The following is a 19,954-nucleotide window of genomic DNA, read 5'->3' as shown; positions in this document are numbered from 1 at the left end:
ACCATGCAGAACACAAAAGTCATAGTCGGATTAGGCAGTTGCGGTGTTGCTGCAGGTGCATCCAAAGTCTACAGTAAGCTGCAGCAATTGAAGGAGGCTGAAAAGCTGGATTTTGAACTGGCCAAAACCAGTTGTGTGGGGATGTGCTTCAAGGAACCATTGGTGGAGGTCATTGATGCTTCAGGTCATCATTTGTATGGTGAAATAACCGAGGAAAAGGTAGCTGAGCTTATTGATAAGCATATCATCAACAATGAACCGGTAAAGGAATACATCGTAAAAAGCGATTTGTACAATACCGCAGAAGAGTATTTTCTAAATCATCAGACCAAGCTTGTAACTAAGCGATGTGGTGTAATTGATCCGGAAAACATTGAAGAATACGAACAGAATAGTGGGTATAAGGGCATAAAAAAAATTCTTGAAGAAGGCCAAACTTCTGAACAGGTTATTCAGGAGGTTCTGGACTCCGGAATTCGCGGAAGAGGTGGTGGTGGCTTTCCTACCGGATTGAAATGGCGCTTTGCGCTGAATTATCAATCCGAACAAAAATATATTATTTGTAATGCTGACGAGGGTGATCCGGGAGCATTTATGGACCGTTCCATTTTGGAAGGTGATCCGCATTCTGTACTGGAAGGAATGATCATTGGCGGCTTCTCCATCAAGGCTAAATCAGGTGTCATCTATTGTCGTGCAGAGTATCCGCTGGCGATCAAACGCCTGAATATTGCCATTGAACAGGCCAGGAGTAAAGGTTATCTTGGGAATAACATTTTTGGGGTTGAAGGACTGGATTTTGATATCTATGTAAAAGAAGGGGCAGGAGCATTTGTATGCGGAGAAGAAACGGCGCTAATCGCTTCCATTGAGGGTGAACGGGGAATGCCACGGAAACGTCCACCCTTTCCGGCCGAAGCAGGGTTATGGAAAAAGCCAACCAACATTAACAACGTGGAAACCTGGGCGAATATTCCGGGTATTATCCTGAATGGTGCGGCTGAATATGCCAAATACGGAACTGAAAAAAGCAAGGGAACCAAAGTGTTTGCTCTAACCGGAAAGATCAATAATGGTGGTCTGGTTGAGGTTCCAATGGGCATTACCATTAACGATATTATTTACAAACTGGGTGGTGGTATTCAGGATGGGAAAAAATTTAAGGCTGTTCAGTTGGGAGGTCCTTCGGGCGGTTGTATCCCTGCTTACCTTGGTGATACCATCGTGGATTACGATTCGGTGAATAAAACCGGTGCCATCATGGGATCAGGTGGCATGGTGATCATGGACGAGACCACCTGTATGGTGGATATGGCCCGCTTTTTCCTTGATTTTACGGTGAAGGAATCCTGTGGAAAATGTACGTTCTGTCGTATGGGAACACGCCGTATGCTGGAGATCCTGACGCGCATTACCGAAGGAAACGGAGAAGAAGGCGACATTGAAAAGCTGGAAGAACTGGCAGTTCAGATTAAGGAAAACTCATTGTGCGGTTTAGGGCAGACAGCGCCAAATCCGGTGCTGACTACCATTAAATATTTCCGTGATGAGTACGAGGCACACATTGTTGAAAAGAAATGTCCGGCGCTGAATTGTAAGCAGTTGCTAACCTATACGGTGATAGAAGACAACTGTACCGGATGTACGCTCTGCGCACGTAATTGCCCTACAGATGCTATTGAGGGTGAAAAGAAAGGTATGCATTATATCATACAGGATAAGTGTATTCAGTGCGGCATGTGTTTCACTAAATGTAAATTCGATGCCATCAAATTATCATAATAACATGATGCAAAAATCTTGATTCTTGTGTCTTGATACTTGATTCTAATAGAAAATGAAAACAATAAATATCATACTGAACGGAAAAACGGTAAAAGCTACAGAAGGGGAAACCATTCTGGATGTGGCGAAACGTAATGGAATCTCTATCCCTACTTTATGCCATGATCCGAGGTTAAAGCCGTTCTCCTCATGTTTTGTGTGCGTGGTGGAGATTGAGGGAATGCGCAATATGCAGCCGTCATGTTCAACCAGAGCTGCAGAGGGGATGGTGATCCATACCGAAAACGAAAAGGTTAAGAAAGCCCGTAAAACAGCACTCGATCTGATGGTGAGTAATCACTATGCCGATTGTGTGGCGCCGTGTAAGCAGACCTGTCCTGCAGGAGTAGACGTTCAGGGATATATTTCACTGATTGAAAAAGGAAAATACAATGAGGCAGTAGAGCTGATCAAGGAGGTGAATCCGCTGCCTGCCATTTGTGGTCGCGTATGCGTGCGTCCGTGTGAAGTAGCGTGCCGCAGGAACCTGTTGGACGAAGGGGCCCCGGTCGGGATTGATTATCTGAAGCGTTTTACATCTGATATGGATCTGCAGTCCCTAACCCGTTATGTAGGCGATGTGGCTGAACCAACAGGAAAAAAAGTGGCTATTATTGGTGCCGGCCCTGGCGGATTATCAGCTGCCTGGTTTTTGCAGCGCAAAGGACATCAGTGCGATATTTACGAAGCAGCACCTCAGTCCGGAGGTTGGTTGCGCTATGGTATTCCGGAGTATCGTCTGCCCAATAATATTCTGGACAAAGAAGTCGCTGCCATCACGGAACTTGGCGCAAAGATTTTTTACAATCACAAGTTGGGTGATAATCTGAGCTATGAAACGCTGAAAGAAAACTACGATTCTGTGGTACTGACCATAGGATCACAAAAGGGAACGCTGATTGGCTGCGAAGGCGACGATGCCGGGAAGGTGTATCCCGGAATTGACTTTCTGAAAAATATGGAAGTTACGGGTCAGCGTTACAATTTTAAAGGCAAAACGGTTGCTGTGGTTGGCGGTGGAAATACAGCCATGGACTGTTGCCGGACATCCATGCGGTGCGGAGCAGATAAAGTATATGTGGTATACCGACGAACTGAAAAGGAGATGCCGGCCAACCCGATTGAAATTCATGAATCCAAACTGGAAGGTGTGGAGTACCTGTTCCTTACAAACCCGAAAAAGGTCAACAAGGGTGCTAACGGAGTTGTAAAATCCATGACGCTGCTACGTATGGAACTGGGAGAGCCGGATGCATCCGGACGAAGAAGACCGGTTCCTGTGGAGGGATCAGATTTTGACTTGGAAGTGGATTACATTCTGGCGGCCATTGGTCAGAAAACGCAGGTGGAATTTATTGATAACATCAATGAATTCGCTTCAGAAGGTGAACTGGAAGTCAATCGCTGGGGCGATATTGTGGCTGATAAAGAAACATTACAGACCGGTATCCCGTCGGTATTTGCTGCCGGAGACGGTGTGACAGGACCGGCAACTATTATTGAAGCCATTGCGCAGGCAAAAAAGGCATCTCGCAGTTGCCATCAGTTTTTAATGAATGAGGCCATCGAACCTGAACCGTTTGAGTTCATAAGTAAAAAGGACAATTTTAAACCACAGGTTAAAGAAGAATATATAGGAAAATTTGCGAACCAGACACGTGAAGAGATGCCGGTGCTTGATCCCACAGACCGTCTTAATTTTAATGAAGTGGAACTGGGTTATGCCGGAGAAAAGGTGGCACTGCACGAAACCAGCCGTTGCCTGGAATGTGGTTGTACCGAATATTTTACCTGCGACCTGAAAAAATACAGTACGCAGTACGGGGCCGATCAAAGCCGCTTTAATGGTGATTATGCTGAGTACAAAGTGGACTTTTCGCATCCGTACATTGAGATCGACAATAACAAATGTATTTTGTGCGCGCGATGCGTACGCATCTGTGACGAAGTTGTTGGGGCCAAAGCATTGGGACTGGTGGAACGTGGATTTAAAACATTTGTAGCCCCGAGCATGGGCGACAGTCTCACCGAATCCACCTGCGAATCGTGCGGCATGTGCATCTCTACCTGTCCAACCGGTGCCATTACTGAGAATGTAACGTTTAAACCGGGACCTGTAAAACTGGATCGTTCCGAAACCGTTTGTAATTATTGTGGTGTGGGATGTAAGCTGTCCGTTCTGGATAGAGGTGGATTTGTCTGGAAAACCGAAGGCGCACAAGGTCCTGCTAATCCCGATGGTAACATCTGTAAATATCCGCGATTTGGCTATCGGTTTTATAACGATGCAGAACGGATCACCAAACCATTGCTGAAAGTAAATGGTTCATTTAAAGAAATATCTTTTGATGAAGCGTACCGGATCATTGGTGATAAGATTAAGGAAGGGATGCCGGATCAGGCCAATGCATTTTATGCCGGTGCGCGGTTGACCAACGAAGAGCAGTATCTGGTTCAGAAACTGGCACGGGCCGGTGCAAAAACCAATCACGTAAATAACTTCCATTATATGGGAGGTGGTACAGGTTATATTCAGAATTTTAAAGCGAATGTACCCTACGAGCAGATCCAACATGCTTCAGCAATTTATGTGTTGGGATCGGAACTGAACAACGACCACGCTGTGGTTGGATTTATGGTTCAGAATGCACGGGCCACAAAAAATGTTCCGGTGACATACGTGACTACAAACACGGATCACAGTATGAAAGCCAAGGTGGATAACGAGGTAAAAGTTGATTCATATTATTATTTTGTAAAAGCTGTGAATCATTATTTGCTTTCTGCCGGAATGCATAATGCCTTTTATATTAAGGATAATGCAACAGGATTCGAAATTTACAAGGAGTCGTTGCTGAAGGAGGACTTTGATCAGTTATTAAAACAGGCCGGAACAACAGCAGATGCGGTTAAGGATTTTGCCAAAACCTACAATGAAGAGATGAATGCCATCCTGATATTCTCGGAAAAGCAGGTATCCGCTAACTGTAGTTTCGAATTGTATAACCTTGCATTGATTACCGGAAAACTTGGCAAATCTGCCAGCGGACTGGTGGCGTTAAAAGAAAAGAATAATGCTCAGGGCTTATTCGATATGGGTGCATGCAACAAAGTTGGCATCGGAGCGGTTGCCATCGATGATCCTGAGTTGAAAGAAAAAATGGCATCTGCCTGGGGTATAGATCAGTTGCCGGAAAAAGTAGAAGAGACAAATCTGTCACTGTTGAACCGGAATGCGTTCCGGAACTTCTTCATTTTCGGAGAGGATCCGATAGGTTGTGCTACCGACAGCAAGCAGGTGAAAAACTGGTTTAAGCAAGCTGACTTTATCATGGTTCAGGATTATTTTATGACAGACACAGCAGATAATGCGGACCTGGTTTTACCGGCCTCGGCTCCGCTGGAAACCACCGGAAGTTTCACCAATAGTGCACGGATCATTCAGCAGTTTGATAAAGCAATTCATAACGGTGGTCAGGTTGAAAATTATGCGCAGATAAACGGTATTATGAAGGTGCTGAATGTTGAAAGTCCGGAAACAATAGATGAAATCCGGATGGAACTTTTTGCCTTACTTCCTTCACCCGATTCATCAGAATTGCATAAATTTACACACACAAAAAATGATAACTATAACCGCTTGTTTGAATACGGATGTGATGGGCTGGTTAAAAGGTTTGATGATGAATTTCAAAACAACCTGAATTAAAGATTTAAGTGATGAAAACATTTAACACCATCGATGAGATTCTGGACTTTGCCATGGATGAAGAACAGAAAGCCGTAGAATTTTATGCGGAACTGGCATCAAAGGCGAAAACCAGGGATATGAAAGCAGTTTTTGAAGAGTTTGCCAAGGAAGAGGTGACACACAAGGTGCGGTTGCTTAAGATTAAAGAAGAAGGGATTAAACATTACAAAAAAGCAGAGATCACGGATTTAAAGATCAGTGATTATGTGGCACGCGTGAAAGTGGAGCCGGAAATGAGTTATGAACAGGCCCTGGTTGTGGCTATGAATAAGGAAAAAGCGGCTTTTCGTTTATATATGGCTTTGGCCGATAAAGCGCCAACTGAAGAATTGAAAAATGTATTCCTGGATCTGGCTCAGGAAGAAAGCAAGCATAAACTTCGCTTCGAAATTGAGTACGACGATCTGGTGTACCGCGAAAATTAAGATTTAAAGAAATATCAGGATACAGGCTGGCGCAGATTTATAATTTGCGCTTTTTTTTGTTTTTTGTCCCAAGGTTAGGTGCAGGCTCCTGTCTACGTCATTATTTATAAAAAGATCAAACTTGCGGACTTATTAACATTGCTTTTTTGGAAAATTTTTTTGTGCCCCAATAACCTATATAATACAGCACACTTATTAGTATGAAAATGCCACTTTTAGTATAAATTTACCAGTATCATTTCTCCATCTTATCCAGCCATTTTTATCTTCCCCAAAATTTTTGTTTGTAAAGCTATCATCATCTAAAATAAGCTTCACCCAGTCGCCCTGAACAGCCGTTGCGACATAATCTACTTTTTGAAAATCCTCGACAATATTTGAATTTGCACAAGGCTTCTCATGCACTGGGTTATCTAATGTTGGAATGGGGAATGATTCTTGTAAATATTTATTAAAATCTTTATACTCAATATACATATTATCGACTACCCAAGGGGAAAAACATACTTTATTGTCAATATACACTTTTAATATATTATTTGCTTTTAAGCATTTTAATACAAAAATATTATACTCAACATCTACATAAGTAATATTTATTAATTTTCTATATTGATTCTCATCATCAGTTAAACTAAACCATTGATTATCATACCTTAATGCATCGCCTTTAATAAAAAGTACTGTATCTTTGTTAATATCCGTATAATTAATTTCAATATTATCTTGTGCAATTCCATATGGGTATAAAAATAAAAATCCATTGTATGATTTACCATTATCATCAATGCACTGCACTTGTTGAGAATAACTATAGTTAGATATGACTATCATGATAATTAAAAAAGTATTAATCCTTTTCATAATGGTGAATTTAATGGTACAGAATTATTAGATCTTGGGAGTAATTTATTAGGAACAGATATCTTTGGTTAATAATCATGTTCATGATTATGATAGATTTTTATATGTTTAGTTCATATACTAGCATCGATTACATATCTGCACCTTTTGTTTTCTGCCTGATGAGTAAAAAAGTTATGATCTAATCTTATTCCATTGTTCCAGGCGTTCACTGATCCATGCTGTCACTCTTTCATGATCTTCTTTTCCGTTTCCGCTTACAGCAAATGGTTTACCTATTTCAATAAAAACTGTCTTTTTACGATTTAGCTTACCAAACTCCTTGATCAGTTTTCCGTTTCCCCAGAAATCTGATTTTATAGCCATAGGCACAACTTTTACTTTCGCTTTTTGAGCCAGCTTGATGCCCATGCTGTTAAACTCTTTCGGGTTAAAATTAACGGTACGTGTGCTTTGCGGAAAAATAATAATGGATGTCCCCTCTTTCAACTTTTCCTGTCCCTGCGACATTACAGCCATCAGATCTTCCCTAACATTTTCCCTTTTTACGGTTATCGGTTCACGTGAACGCATCACCGGACCAAATAAAGGAGCAGTCATTAAACTTTCTTTTACCACAAATGTAACAGGCATTTCGGGTGCAATAATGCCCGGATATACCATGGTTTCCAGTGTGCTCATATGATTACTCACAAATACTGCAGGCCCTTCGAGTTCATGCAGGTTATCAAGACCAGAAATATTGTATCTGGCGCCACAATCTTCGGTAAGGTTCAGGATGTCAATGCTCGATTCTGCCCATGCTTCCCGGTCGTATACGCCGGCCAAAGCTTTTCTGGCGTTAACATTAATAGCGCGGATATAACGGAGCACGAAATAAATACGTGTTCCTAAAACCAGTTTGTCCCAGAATTTGCGTTTTTTTGTCTCAGGTGTCTTGTAAACATTACCAGGGAAGTAAGTCCATCTTTTATAATCAGATTCCACTTTTCAGGATTTTTTTACAAAGATAAACGGATTGACGGAAACAAAAATAAGGATGACATAAAAACCACTGACGTAGGGTCAAATGTTGAAAAATCGGCGTATGTGATATAATGATAGGCCATGTACTAGTTACAGGATCAAATTTATGAGTTCAGATTTACCGCATCCGAGAAAAAGCGTTAAGAAATTCAATTTAAGGAGCGTCAAAAAATCAAAGCTGTTTGACGTTCGTTAAGTTTGAGGTACGAAAACTTAAAAGGAGGAGTTCTTTGGTTTTAGTGGAATAAATTGAATTTTAGCAATTTTATCGGTGGCGGCGGCTTTTTTTGTTTCGTTTTTGCAGCTGAAGGCAAAAATGAAAAGCCCATGCGGCTTGAGCATGTTACATTCAACTAGTTTTATTTAAAGCTTTTTCAGGAATATCAATATTATAGAACCATTCATTTGTATTGATGGACCGGACAGAAAATATATTTTATCATGGGCATTAAATCTGCACCCTTTTACAGTCTGGAAGCTGCTGCTTCATCAATGATCCAAAGAAGATTGCCGCTGCGGGGTTTCACATAAGCCGCAGGATATTCCCTGAATTTTCCTTTTTTATTCACAATGTCACTTAAAACTTCCGCTTTGGATTCTCCGGTTACCAGAAATACCACCCGAAAAGAATTTTTCAGCACTTCGCCTGTTAACGTTAAGCGGAACTGACCTGATTCAGGGTGTTTGGCAATTTCCACCCAATCGTGAGACATCAGCAGATCCATGTTGTTCGGGAAGATAGATGCAGTGTGACCGTCTGTTCCAAGTCCAAGGATCATCAGGTCGAAAGCCGGATATTCATTGCGTTTGGGTAATACGCTGTCGATGACTTTTATATAACGAATACGTTCCTTGCATATGTTTTCTTCACCGCGAATGCGAAAAACCCGTGAAAAGCTAATGGGAACTTTTGAAAATAACCGTTCATTCACATCCTTGTAATTACTTTGGTCATCGTCGGGAGAAACCATGCGTTCGTCTCCCCAGAACCAATTCAGATTTCGCAGAAAAACGGCGTTAGGGTCTGATTTTGCGAGTGCAGAAAAGAGCAGAGATGGTGTTGATCCACCGGATAAAGCCACATTGTATTTCCCCGCGTCAATTTTTGACGCGTCCTCTACAATCTGATCCGCCATCCACGTGGTAGCGACTTCAGGCGTTTCAAAAATATAGATGTTATGGCCATTGATGTTACGTTTTCTCATGGCTTGAGTATTATAATTCACAGTATTCATCACTGTTTGAGAGATTTTTACACGGGAATCGCCACGTCTGTCCCTCGGCATCAATTAATCCTTCTGCTTCTCTTGGCCCCCATGTTCCTGCCGGATAACCAAATAGCGGGAAGTCCGGGTCGTCATTCATTCTGTCAATAATCGGCTGAACGATATCCCAGGCCTCTTCCACATTATCACCACGCGAGAACAACGTGCTGTCTCCCATCATGGAATCCAGTAACAGCCTTTCGTAAGCTTGAGGCAAATATACCTGGCTCAGATCTGAATAATGGAAATCCATTCCCACATTTTTTACCTCATAACCTGCTCCCGGCAATTTCATACCAAAGTTAAGCAAAATACCTTCATCCGGTTGAATTCTTATAATTAACTGGTTCGGTGATTGTACAATAGACTGGTTCCGGTGAAACAGATGGTGCGGTGTATGTTTAAAATTGATCACGATTTCTGTCACCCGGGTTGGAAGTCTTTTACCTGACCTGACATAAAAAGGCACACCTGCCCAGCGCCAGTTATCGATGAAAAGTTTAACGGCGATATAGGTTTCGGTACGGCTTTGCGGATCAACGCCTTCTTCCTGCCGGTAGCCTTTTACTTCTTCTCCACGAATTTTTGATGCTGTATACTGACCCCGAATGACATGCTTGTACATATTATCCTTATCGATTGCCCTGACAGCCTGAAGCACTTTTTTACTTTCGTTACGAATGCTCTCTGAATCAATCACAGTTGGTGGTTCCATGGCCACAAATGTGAGCAACTGCAGCAGGTGATTCTGGAACATGTCCCGCAAAGCACCGGATTGGTCATAATAACCGGCACGTGAACCAATTCCCAGGCTTTCGGATGCCGTAATCTCAACATGCGAAATGAAATTCCGGTTCCAAAGCGGTTCAAAAATGCTGTTGGAGAAACGGGTAACCAAAAGATTCTGTACCGTTTCTTTCCCTAAGTAATGGTCGATACGGTAAATCTGGTCCTCTTTAAAAACTGATTTAAGTTTGTTATTCAACTCTTTGGCCGAAGACAGATCATGTCCAAATGGTTTTTCTATAATGATGCGTCTGAAATTTCCATGCTTTTCTTTGTGCAGCCCCTGTGATTTCAGGTTCTTTGAGATCGGCTCAAACATACCAGGTGGCGTAGCCAGATAAAAAATAATGTTGCCGTTGATGTCGTGCGCTTTTGCTATTTTCTCAATTCGTTCCTTCAGAACAGCATAGTCATCTGCATTTTTGGTGTCGATGGACTGGTAGTGTACTTGCTGAAGAAATTTGTCCACATCCTCACGTTTTACCTGTGAAAAGTTGGTGATGCCTTCAACAAGTGATTCACGGAACGACTCATCCTTCATTTCGGTACGACCAACTCCCAGGACAGCAAAATTTTCACATAAAAACTCCTGTTCGTACAGATCATGAATGGCAGGCATTAATTTACGGTGAGTCAGGTCACCGGAAGCTCCAAATATTACGAGTATGTGTGATTCGGGTTTGTTTTCCATTTTAATTTTATTCTACGTTCAGAACCTAAACAAGCAAGCACCGTTTTATGTTTAGTTTTGGGTGCTGTGTATGACCGGATTAAAATCCGCTGAAATTAAACATTTTTCTATCTTTGTGGCGCATGAAAGAGGATAAAAAAGTTGTATCACCATATCACGGTGAAAAGGGGACAAAAAAAGAGGAAGTAGCTTCTATGTTTGATAATATTTCAAAGAAGTATGACTTCCTGAATATATTTTTGTCATTCGGAATTGACCGGCTGTGGCGCAAAAGGGTGATTCGGACCCTAAGACCGGTTCAACCCGAACAGGTGCTGGACATTGCAACCGGAACCGGTGATCTGGCTTTCCAGCTGGCAAAAATAACATCGGAAAAAGTGACCGGTGCTGATATTTCTGAAGGAATGCTGGCCGTTGCACGGGAAAAAATGGAGAAGCGCAACCTGAACTGTGCCATGGAATTTATTACCGGAGATGCGGAAAATCTGCCGTTTAAGGACAATACGTTTGATGTGGTGACAGTAGGTTTCGGCATCCGCAATTTTCAGGATCCCCTTGCCGGATTAAAGGATATGACCAGGGTGGTCAGAAAAGGTGGAACCATTGCCGTTCTTGAGTTTTCCAAGCCAACGGTATTTCCGGTGAAACAGCTTTATCGCTTTTATTCCTTTCATCTGATCCCGTTTTTTGGTCGCTTTGTTTCCGGCGATAACAGGGCTTATACATACCTGCCCGAATCGGTGGATGCATTTCCCGAGGGAGAAGGTTTTCTGAACCTAATGAAAAATGCCGGACTTAAAGACAGAAGACAACGGAAACTGACCTTCGGGATCGCCTCGTTATATACGGGTGTGAAATAATAAAAGTTTAAATATTTTTAACTGACTGACTTTTAGAATATTTTTGCATTGAATTCGTTTACAATCATAAACATCACATTTTGAAGCGAAAACTAACAGGCATATTGGTCCTTTTGATCCTGGCCATTCAGATCCGGGGGCAGGAAGTGGTTGAAAACCTTCCTACGTTCGATCAGGACAGGTTGCATTTCGGGTTCACACTGGGAACAAACTTTATGTACTTTACATCAGTACATTCCGGTGTTCCGGATGGAGATGGCAACATTTGGTTTACCGATCAGTCTTCATTAAACCCGGGCTTTCACGTAGGGATTATATCATCTTTACGTCTGAATAAATTCATGAACCTGCGTTTTGTTCCGGGTATCTCATTCGGGCAACGGGATATGAATTTTATAACCGAATCAGGCGTATTACGGGAGTCGCCGATTTCTGTAAAATCCACTTTTATTGAAACACCGTTATTGATAAAATATAAAGCACTTCGCGACGGAAATGCCAAGCCTTATTTGGTATTTGGTCCGAATGTAAGGTTTGATCTGGCCAGAAGCCGGAAAGACGATATTGTGCTGAATCCCGTGGATTACTATTTTGAAATGGGTGTTGGATCCGATTTTTATCTGCCCTATTTCAGGTTTGGTCTGGAAGTGCGTTTTGCCATCGGATTTAATGATGTGCTTTGGCACGACAGACCACCGACAGAAGGCTATGATCCCCGTTATACGAATGCCATCAGTAACCTCTATTCCCGCTTATTTATTATTTCGTTTAATTTTGAATAATGATCCGGGATATACAGCTCAGAGTTTCTCCTAAAGAGGCTGCCACTGCAGAATTGTACACAAAAGCTGCAGCCAGAAAAGCTGGCATAAATACGAATCAAATAACACACGTTAGAATATTAAAACGTTCCGTTGATGCCCGTCAGCGTACCATCTGGATCAATCTTAATGTGCGCCTTTATATCAACGAGGAAGCAACGGATGATGTCGTTCCCGTATTTGAATACCCTGACGTACATGAAGGGAAGCAGGTGGTGATTGTAGGCGCCGGACCCGCCGGATTATTTGCTGCTTTGCGATGCATTGAGAAAGGACTGAAACCCATAGTACTGGAACGTGGAAAGAAGGTAGCTGAACGCAAACGGGATATTGCAGTGCTCAACCGGTCGCATGTTGTTGATCCGGATTCCAACTACGGATTCGGGGAAGGCGGAGCCGGAACCTTTTCGGACGGGAAGTTATACACACGCAGCGTGAAGCGCGGGAACGTAAAACGCATTCTTGAGGTCCTCTGTTTTCATGGTGCTACCACAGATATCCTGATTGATGCCCATCCACATATCGGGACAGATAAACTGCCGGCCGTAATCACAAATATCCGCGCTACCATCGAAAATGCGGGAGGAAAAGTATATTTCAGTTCTAAAGTCACCGGTTTAATTCTGGAAGACAATACCGTTAAAGGCGTCCGTACTCATGATGGAAATGAGTATATGGGCCCCGTTATTCTGGCAACAGGTCATTCTGCGAGGGATGTGTACCGTTTTCTGGATCAGAGCCAGGTATTGCTTGAATCCAAAACCTTTGCCATGGGCGTTCGTGTAGAACACCCGCAGGAACTGATAAATCAGATCCAGTACCATTCTCCCAAAGGCAGAGGTGACTATCTGCCGGCGGCATCCTATGCGTTAACGGCGCAGGTATCAGAACGTGGTGTGTATTCGTTTTGCATGTGTCCGGGCGGTTTTATTGTGCCTTCAGCTACATCACCGGGCGAAGTGGTAGTCAACGGTATGTCACCGTCCCTGAGAAACTCCAGGTGGGCTAACTCGGGAATCGTAGTCGAAGTCCGTCCTGAAGATATTGGTTCTGATAGTGAACCGTTAAAAGGACTGGATTACCAGGAGAATCTGGAAAAAGAAGCTTTTGAATCGGGAGGTCAGACACAGGTTGCACCGGCACAACGGCTGGATGATTTTGTGCAGAACCGACATTCCAAATCGCTGCCTTCGTCGTCGTATGTTCCGGGATTACTGTCCTCTCCTTTGCACGAATGGTTGCCCAAATCAATCCGGTACAGGTTACAACAGGGTTTCCGTCAATTCGATAATAAAACAAGAGGATTTCTGACCAATGAAGCCTTGATAGCCGGAGTGGAATCAAGGACTTCTTCACCGGTTCGAATACCCAGAAACAGGGAAACCTTTGAACATGTTTCCATTAAAAACCTCTATCCCTGCGGAGAAGGTTCAGGCTATGCCGGAGGTATCGTGTCATCAGCCATGGATGGTGAGAACGCCGCTGAAGCTCTGGCTGCCCGAATGGGCTGAGTATTACTTCAGGTTGGTTTCGAACAGGCGTTTATTGGCTCTCACCTCACCCAGAGCTCCAGGCCCGGCTATACAACCACCTTCACAACACATCACCTCAATGAAGTTTCCTTCTGCTTTTCCTTCAGCTGCAGCTTTCAGCACAGCAATACTTTTTTTATCCAGACCATTGATAACCATATCGCGGATTTCCACATCCTTATTTACAGATTTTATTGCAGCCAGTACGCCTCCGCTCATAGCAAAACCACGGTTGACGGTACGTTTGTTGTTTTTGCTTTCATCATCGGGGATTTCACCCAGGTCAATACCAAGTGCCACGATGATGGAGTTAAGTTCCTCAAATGACAATACATAATCCACATCCGGATTATCAGCAGCCTCTTTGCGCTTTGCAATGCAGGGGCCGACGAAAACAGTTTTGCAGCTTTTGTTATTCTCCCGTGCAATTTTTGCAGCATAGGCCATTGGTGATGGTGTTTCTGACACAAAGGACATTAATTGCGGGATATGCTTTTTTACGGTTTCCATGTAGCCCGGACAACAGCTGGTGGTCATCAGAGGTTGCCCCTCTGCCATCTTCTCTCCGAATTCTTTAGCTTCGTGTTCTGTGGTCAGAACGGCACCATCAGCTACTTCAACCACATCCTTAAACCCAAGTATTTTAAACAGGTTATGGATTTGTCCGGTGGTGAGTGAAAACTGACTGTGAATGGAAGGTGCAAACAGGGCTGTCAATGCATCATTCCGGTCAATATCCCGCAGAATGTCAATCATCTGGCTCACTTCAAATATGGACCCGAATGGACAGGCCTGCAGGCATTTGCCACAGTAAATACATTTGCTGTGGTCGATCTCTTCAATCTTATTTTCGTTTTTTGAGATCGCTCCTACAGGGCAGGCAGCCTCACAGGGGATTGGCTGGTAAATTATAGCATGATACTGACATTCCTTCTGACATATGCCACAGTTGATACATTTATCGGTATCAATTTCTGCCTGCCCGCTTTTATTCATGGAGACGGCATCTTTCGGACAGTTCATCACACATGGACGGGCCACACAGCCACGGCACATGTTGCTCACTACGTATTGTGCCTTTATGCAACTGGTACAGGCTTCATCCACCACTGTCAGAATTTCTTCTGATGGTTTCTCACGAAGATACGCCTGACGTGCGTATTCCGATAAGGGTGTCAGTTCATCTTCTTCCTGTGCTGTGGTGAACCCCAGTAAGGGGAACGATTTATACTTAATGACGGCGCGTTCTTTATGGATGCAGCAACGACGGGAAGCGGCACTGTTTTTAGGTGCCATCTTTAATGGTATGCGGTCAATCTCCTGCTCCAAAACCCCTTCATAATGCAACCGGACGATCCTGCTCAGCAACTCCCTGCGGATGATCATCGTATTACTTGTATGTGCCATTTTCTTTGTCCCTTATTTTTGAGGCTGCAAAAGTAGAACAGTTTTTTGACTGGCGGAAATAAATTAAAGAAAAATTTCTTTATTTAGAAATGTATCAAAATAAAACCGCCGGATCAGGCGGTTTTAAAGTCTAATCAGGAGAAATTAATTCATTAATTCGATATCCCTGACAATAAGATTTAGTGTACCGGCAGCATCGCCATCTTTAGTGATAAAGGCATCGGCACTGGGTTCGCCTTCCACATAAACCCTTTTGCCTTTCTTAAGGTACTCGGCAATTTTAGTGCTTTGTTTTTCACTCTTCCAGATAACCGCTTTTATCCAGTCTGTTTTTTCAACTTTATTGCCGTTGGAATCTTTGTATTCCTTATGAACAGCAACACTGAAATTAATGGCTTTGCGTTTGCCAACTTCACGAACTTCGGCATCGGTGCCAAGTACACCATTTAATTGTAGTCTAAACATGATGAATTGTTTTAGGTTTTGGTAAATAAATTATCTTAGACAAATTACGTTTTTTTTGCCTAAAAGTCAAGTCTGAAAGAATAAGATAGCTTATTTTAAGGCACTTAACATGATTTCCACTGGGTGGAGGGCAGATTTTCCGGTTCCATCTTTAATGTGATGGCGGCAACTTGTTCCGGGTGCTGCCAATATCGTTTCCTCATTGCTTTTGCGAACCTCCGGAAACAATATCATTTCGCCGATCTGCATGGAAAGGTCATAATGTTCTTTTTCGTAACCGAATGATCCGGCCATGCCGCAGCATCCGGTTTTAAACTCTTCAACGCTGTAATTCTCAGGAAAAGAGAGCATCTGTAAGGTCGGCGTAGTAGAAGCCACCGCTTTTTGCTGACAATGACCATGCAATCTGATGGTTTTGGGTTCAGCAGAAAACGATGCTTTTGAAATACGACCAGCTTCTGCTTCACGCATAAAAAACTCTTCGAACAGCATGGTGTATCCGGCAACTTTCTTAGCATCTTCCTGCAAATGCTTATCCACAAGTTCCGGATACTCATCCCGGAAGGACAGGATGGTGGAGGGTTCCAGCCCGATCAACGGATGATCTGATGAAATAAGATCTTTCAGCAGCATGATGTTGTCTGTTGCCAGCTGTTTGGCTTTTCGCAACAAGCCCTTTGAGATGTAAGTCCGGCCACTGTCACGAAGCTTAGGTATCACCACATGATAACCCAGTTTATTGAGTAGTGCAATGGCAGCGAGACCGGTCTCGGGTTCCTGCATGTTGGTAAACTCATCAGCATACAGGTATACCAGCTTGTCTTTTGTATCAGTGGTTTGACGCACGCGCGAGGTAAGCTGACGTTTCACCATAGGGAGCGTTCGTTTGGGAGCAAATCCCATGAGTTTTTTGAATGCCGTTGTTTTTTGAACCAGGTTGGCCATTTCCCGGACCGGATAGATCAGGCGGTTCATAACCGGAAGGTAGGCAATCATTCCTGAACGAAACGGAATGCCGTGAATATCGTAATAATGCTGCAGGAATTCGGCTTTGAAACGTGCCATGTCAATATTCGCCGGGCATTCAGATTTACAGGCTTTACACGATATACACAAATCCAGAATATCGTAAAGTTCCTGTTGATCAAGAGGATCTGGTTTAGTGCTGTGGTGCATATGTTCCCTCAGCAGATTAGATCGTCCCCGGGTGGATTTATCTTCATCGCGGGTAGCCATATAGGTCGGGCACATGGTACCGCCAATAAACTCACTTTTGCGGCAATCTCCCGATCCGTTGCATTTTTCCACGGCTCTTAAAAATCCTTTCACCGGTGTGAAATCGCTTACGGTTTCAATTTCCGGATAACGGTTGGAAGGCAGATATCTCAGGCTTTCTGTAATGGGTGGAACATCCACTATTTTTCCCGGGTTAAAGATGTTGTTCGGATCCCAGGTTTGTTTGATATCCTTAAAAAGACGATAGATTTTATCGCCGTACATAAACGGAATAAAGTGCCCGCGTAAGCGTCCGTCTCCGTGTTCTCCGCTGAGCGAGCCACGGTATTTTTTTACCAGTTTTGCAATCTCTTCAGCGATGGTTTGATAGAGCTGTCTGTCTTCCTCCACTTTCAGATTTAGCAAGGGACGCAGATGAATCTCCCCTGATCCTGCGTGGGCATAAAACACACATTGTAAACCATATTTATCCAGTACTGCCTGAAATTCGTTAATGTAATCCGGCAACAGGCGCGGCGCTACTGCAGTATCTTCAATAACGGTAGTGCTTTTACGGTCACCCTCTACATTGGACAACAGACCAAGACCGGCAGTACGCAGATCCCAGACGCGTTTAATCTTATCATCCCCAAAGATGAGTGGAAAGGCATAGCCATAACCGTTTTTCTCTAGTTCTGCGGTCATCTTATCCACCACATCCCGGATTTCCGTTTCGGTTTCGCGGGCAAATTCAATAACGAGAACATTCTTTGGGTTCCCTTCCAGCCAGAAGCGGTTTTTGCGTTGTTCAATGTTTGATTCGGTGCACTTAATGATAATATCATCCATCATCTCAACGGCACCAGGATGATATTTTAATGCAATGATGTTGGCCTTTAAGGCCTCTTCAAGTGAATTAAAATGAGCTGCCACCACACCCTTTACCTTAGGAGGCAGCGGGATAAGGTTCAGCTTCATGGATTTTGTAAAGGCCAGAGTGCCCTCGGATCCTGCCAGTAACTTGCAGAAGTTAAAGGGTGTTTCTGTAGGTTCAAATGGCGCAGTTTCCGTTAAAAAGTCAAGAGCATATCCCATATTTCGCCGGTGAACCTCTTCCAGTGGATAGGCGTCCTTTATTTCCTGTTTTAGTTCCGGATCAGTCAGTATCTTTTGGATGTTCTGATAAATTGAGCGTTCAAGGCTGTTTTCTGAATGAAGCTTTGCCTCAAACTTTTGTTGATCGAGGGCTTCAAACTTAACTTCGGACCCATCAGAAAGAATGGCATCAACTTCAAGAATATGGTCTCGCACACTGCCATAAATAAGGGAATGCAGACCACAGGAATTATTTCCCAGCATACCGCCCACGCGGCACCGGTTGGCAGTGGACGTTTCGGGTCCGAACTGCAGACCGTGAGGTTTGAGATGCATATTAAGTTCGGCCAGGTTTACACCCGGCTCAACCTTTACCCAGTGTTCTTTAGTATTCAACTCAAGAATCCGGTTCAAATGTTTGGAGATATCAATGGCTATGCCTGACCCAACCACCTGGCCTGCAAGTGATGTTCCGGCAGCCCTTGGAATAACAGATGTTTTGTGGGTGTTGGCAAAGGCAATGGTTTTTTTGATATCATCGACAGTCTCCGGGATGACAACGGCCAGCGGTTTTTCGCGGTACGATGATGCATCTGTTGCATAAAGCGACCGCCAGACGTCGTTAAAATGTACATCTCCCTTTATTTCTTCCCTGAGTTGTTGCAATGCATCCGTCATGTCTCCGCTTTTAGTACCACGAATATAGTCCAAATTCAATAAAATTGTAAATCTGTCGTGTTTCGGATGAACCGGTTTCAAAAATAAGCGCTAATTTTATTCTGTTGATGGACGCTGAGAAATATATATCCGTTTCATACTACAGATCACCATTCGGGGAGTTGATTTTAGGATCATTTGATGGCGATCTTTGTCTGTGCGACTGGCGCTACCGGAAGATGCGGCAAGCCGTGGATGAACGGATCAAAGCCGGATTACGGGCAGAGTTTAAAACGGAAGAAACACCCGTGATCAAAGCAACGATTCAACAACTTGAGGCGTATTTTGAAGGGAAAAGAAAAGATTTTGAAATTCCAGTGAGGTTTGTTGGATCCGATTTTCAAAAGCGTGTTTGGAATGCCTCGCTAAACATTCCGTTTGGAGAAACCATCACGTATCTGGATCTGGCTAAAAGTCTGGGCGATGAGAAATCCATTCGGGCGGCAGCCTCTGCTAACGGTGCAAATGCCATTTCCATAATTGTTCCCTGCCACAGGGTGGTCGGACAAAACGGAAAACTGACTGGTTATGCAGGCGGTCTGGATACTAAACGCAGATTGTTGTTGCTGGAATCAAAAGGCCTTCATAAAAATGAACTTCCACTGTTTGACTGAAGTTAAACCGGAACAGCCGTACTGTATTTAACTTCATTTAAAACGAAAAAACTTTTAATCTGTTTGATATTTGGCAGAACGGCTAGTTTGTCGGATGAGAAAATATGATAGGCCTCAAGATCGCTGACGATCACCTTTAACATATAATCAAAAGCTCCACCCATCAGGTAACACTCCACTACTTCAGGTATTTTAGAAATGGCTTCGTTAAACTTATGCAGTTCCTCCCTTTTTTGTACATCCAGCGATACAGAACAAAAAACCACCATGGCATTTGTAAGTTTCTTCTTATCAACCAATGCTACATGCTTTAAGATGATCCCTTCTTTTTCCAGCCGTTTGATGCGTTCATAGATGGGTGTTTTTGACATTTTAAGGGCTGCAGCTATCTCTTTTACATTGCGTTTGGCATCCTCCTGCAACATTTGCAGAATGATTTTATCCGTTGAATCGAGTGTTATCATGGGAAATTTTCCGTTTTAATATTGAATTTGAAAGCAAGATAGTTAATAATTACTTGATAAAGTTTAAAAATACGGAAAAAATACTTTAATGATAAATGACATCCTTTAAATTTCCTGTATTAATTAAATTTA

At 43.2% G+C, this 19,954-nt stretch carries 15 protein-coding genes; 7 read left to right on the top strand and 8 right to left on the bottom strand.

Annotation, left to right across the window (positions count from 1 at the left end):
* The first annotated feature begins 3 nt into the window (after positions 1 to 3).
* Genes ACE01N_RS00745 through ACE01N_RS00735 form a run of 3 tightly spaced genes read left to right on the top strand, consistent with a single transcriptional unit; the run spans position 4 to position 6,000 of the window.
* A complete protein-coding gene (locus tag ACE01N_RS00745) occupies positions 4 to 1,782 on the top strand; it encodes an NADH-ubiquinone oxidoreductase-F iron-sulfur binding region domain-containing protein (RefSeq protein WP_380583836.1) in 1,779 nt (592 codons plus the stop codon).
* A gap of 55 nt (positions 1,783 to 1,837) precedes the next feature.
* Positions 1,838 to 5,533, top strand: a complete 3,696-nt coding sequence (locus ACE01N_RS00740) for a molybdopterin-dependent oxidoreductase (RefSeq protein WP_380583834.1) — start codon at positions 1,838 to 1,840, stop codon at positions 5,531 to 5,533.
* A gap of 11 nt (positions 5,534 to 5,544) precedes the next feature.
* Positions 5,545 to 6,000, top strand: a complete 456-nt coding sequence (locus tag ACE01N_RS00735; RefSeq protein WP_375729364.1) for a ferritin-like domain-containing protein — start codon at positions 5,545 to 5,547, stop codon at positions 5,998 to 6,000.
* A 195-nt stretch (positions 6,001 to 6,195) separates the two neighbouring features.
* Here ACE01N_RS00735 and ACE01N_RS00730 read toward each other — a convergent pair whose 3' ends face one another.
* The 4 genes from ACE01N_RS00730 to zwf form a co-directional block, all read right to left on the bottom strand.
* Positions 6,196 to 6,864 (bottom strand): hypothetical protein, encoded by a 669-nt coding sequence (locus ACE01N_RS00730; RefSeq protein ID WP_380583831.1) that lies wholly within the window; start codon positions 6,862 to 6,864, stop codon positions 6,196 to 6,198.
* Between the two features lie 174 nt (positions 6,865 to 7,038).
* Entirely contained in the window at positions 7,039 to 7,851 is an 813-nt protein-coding gene (locus tag ACE01N_RS00725) for a lysophospholipid acyltransferase family protein (RefSeq protein WP_380583829.1), read from the bottom strand.
* A 503-nt stretch (positions 7,852 to 8,354) separates the two neighbouring features.
* Positions 8,355 to 9,095 (bottom strand): 6-phosphogluconolactonase, encoded by a 741-nt coding sequence (gene pgl, locus ACE01N_RS00720; protein WP_375729362.1) that lies wholly within the window; start codon positions 9,093 to 9,095, stop codon positions 8,355 to 8,357.
* Between the two features lie 10 nt (positions 9,096 to 9,105).
* On the bottom strand, positions 9,106 to 10,632 hold the full coding sequence (gene zwf / locus ACE01N_RS00715) for a glucose-6-phosphate dehydrogenase (protein ID WP_380583827.1): 1,527 nt from the start codon (positions 10,630 to 10,632) through the stop codon (positions 9,106 to 9,108).
* Positions 10,633 to 10,754: 122 nt separating this feature from the next.
* Between zwf and ubiE the strand changes: the two genes are divergently transcribed.
* The 3 genes from ubiE (at position 10,755) to ACE01N_RS00700 (ending at position 13,824) form a co-directional block, all read left to right on the top strand.
* Positions 10,755 to 11,492, top strand: coding sequence for a bifunctional demethylmenaquinone methyltransferase/2-methoxy-6-polyprenyl-1,4-benzoquinol methylase UbiE (gene ubiE / locus ACE01N_RS00710; protein WP_380583825.1), 738 nt, complete (start codon positions 10,755 to 10,757; stop codon positions 11,490 to 11,492).
* An 80-nt stretch (positions 11,493 to 11,572) separates the two neighbouring features.
* Positions 11,573 to 12,274 carry a type IX secretion/gliding motility protein PorT/SprT gene (porT, locus tag ACE01N_RS00705; protein WP_380583823.1) on the top strand — a complete coding sequence of 234 codons (702 nt, stop codon included), beginning with the start codon at positions 11,573 to 11,575 and terminating at the stop codon, positions 12,272 to 12,274.
* A complete protein-coding gene (locus ACE01N_RS00700; protein ID WP_380583821.1) occupies positions 12,274 to 13,824 on the top strand; it encodes an NAD(P)/FAD-dependent oxidoreductase in 1,551 nt (516 codons plus the stop codon). The genes porT and ACE01N_RS00700 overlap by 1 nt, the downstream gene beginning before the upstream one ends.
* Positions 13,825 to 13,827: 3 nt before the next feature.
* Here ACE01N_RS00700 and ACE01N_RS00695 read toward each other — a convergent pair whose 3' ends face one another.
* The 3 genes from ACE01N_RS00695 to ACE01N_RS00685 form a co-directional block, all read right to left on the bottom strand.
* Positions 13,828 to 15,252, bottom strand: a complete 1,425-nt coding sequence (locus ACE01N_RS00695; protein ID WP_380583819.1) for a monomeric [FeFe] hydrogenase — start codon at positions 15,250 to 15,252, stop codon at positions 13,828 to 13,830.
* 144 nt (positions 15,253 to 15,396) lie between these two features.
* Complete coding sequence (locus ACE01N_RS00690; RefSeq protein WP_375721496.1) at positions 15,397 to 15,717, bottom strand: single-stranded DNA-binding protein; 321 nt, start codon at positions 15,715 to 15,717, stop codon at positions 15,397 to 15,399.
* A gap of 90 nt (positions 15,718 to 15,807) precedes the next feature.
* Positions 15,808 to 18,786, bottom strand: coding sequence for an FAD-binding and (Fe-S)-binding domain-containing protein (locus ACE01N_RS00685; protein WP_380583816.1), 2,979 nt, complete (start codon positions 18,784 to 18,786; stop codon positions 15,808 to 15,810).
* 26 nt (positions 18,787 to 18,812) lie between these two features.
* On the opposite strand from ACE01N_RS00685, the gene ACE01N_RS00680 reads away from it, so the two are divergent.
* Complete coding sequence (locus ACE01N_RS00680) at positions 18,813 to 19,358, top strand: methylated-DNA--[protein]-cysteine S-methyltransferase (protein ID WP_380583814.1); 546 nt, start codon at positions 18,813 to 18,815, stop codon at positions 19,356 to 19,358.
* 2 nt (positions 19,359 to 19,360) lie between these two features.
* Here ACE01N_RS00680 and ACE01N_RS00675 read toward each other — a convergent pair whose 3' ends face one another.
* Positions 19,361 to 19,822, bottom strand: a complete 462-nt coding sequence (locus ACE01N_RS00675) for an Lrp/AsnC family transcriptional regulator (RefSeq protein ID WP_380583807.1) — start codon at positions 19,820 to 19,822, stop codon at positions 19,361 to 19,363.
* Between the last annotated feature and the right edge of the window lie 132 nt (positions 19,823 to 19,954).

Source organism: Quyinboa ferrireducens, assembly GCF_042436675.1.
Lineage (GTDB): Bacteria > Bacteroidota > Bacteroidia > Bacteroidales > UBA5342 > JBHJHP01.
Note: the sequence above shows the minus strand (reverse complement) of the source record. Positions and strands in the feature narration are given on the sequence as shown.

Excerpts from the sequence above, each read along its gene's own strand:
- ACE01N_RS00735 (WP_375729364.1), top strand. The coding sequence starts at position 5,545 with ATGAAAACATTTAACACCATCGATGAGATTCTGGACTTTGCCATGGAT.
- ubiE (WP_380583825.1), top strand. The coding sequence starts at position 10,755 with ATGAAAGAGGATAAAAAAGTTGTATCACCATATCACGGTGAAAAGGGG.
- ACE01N_RS00680 (WP_380583814.1), top strand. The coding sequence starts at position 18,813 with ATGGACGCTGAGAAATATATATCCGTTTCATACTACAGATCACCATTC.
- ACE01N_RS00690 (WP_375721496.1), bottom strand. The coding sequence starts at position 15,717 with ATGTTTAGACTACAATTAAATGGTGTACTTGGCACCGATGCCGAAGTT.
- zwf (WP_380583827.1), bottom strand. The coding sequence starts at position 10,632 with ATGGAAAACAAACCCGAATCACACATACTCGTAATATTTGGAGCTTCC.
- ACE01N_RS00695 (WP_380583819.1), bottom strand. The coding sequence starts at position 15,252 with ATGGCACATACAAGTAATACGATGATCATCCGCAGGGAGTTGCTGAGC.
- ACE01N_RS00745 (WP_380583836.1), top strand. The coding sequence starts at position 4 with ATGCAGAACACAAAAGTCATAGTCGGATTAGGCAGTTGCGGTGTTGCT.
- ACE01N_RS00730 (WP_380583831.1), bottom strand. The coding sequence starts at position 6,864 with ATGAAAAGGATTAATACTTTTTTAATTATCATGATAGTCATATCTAAC.
- ACE01N_RS00700 (WP_380583821.1), top strand. The coding sequence starts at position 12,274 with ATGATCCGGGATATACAGCTCAGAGTTTCTCCTAAAGAGGCTGCCACT.
- ACE01N_RS00675 (WP_380583807.1), bottom strand. The coding sequence starts at position 19,822 with ATGATAACACTCGATTCAACGGATAAAATCATTCTGCAAATGTTGCAG.
- ACE01N_RS00740 (WP_380583834.1), top strand. The coding sequence starts at position 1,838 with ATGAAAACAATAAATATCATACTGAACGGAAAAACGGTAAAAGCTACA.
- pgl (WP_375729362.1), bottom strand. The coding sequence starts at position 9,095 with ATGAGAAAACGTAACATCAATGGCCATAACATCTATATTTTTGAAACG.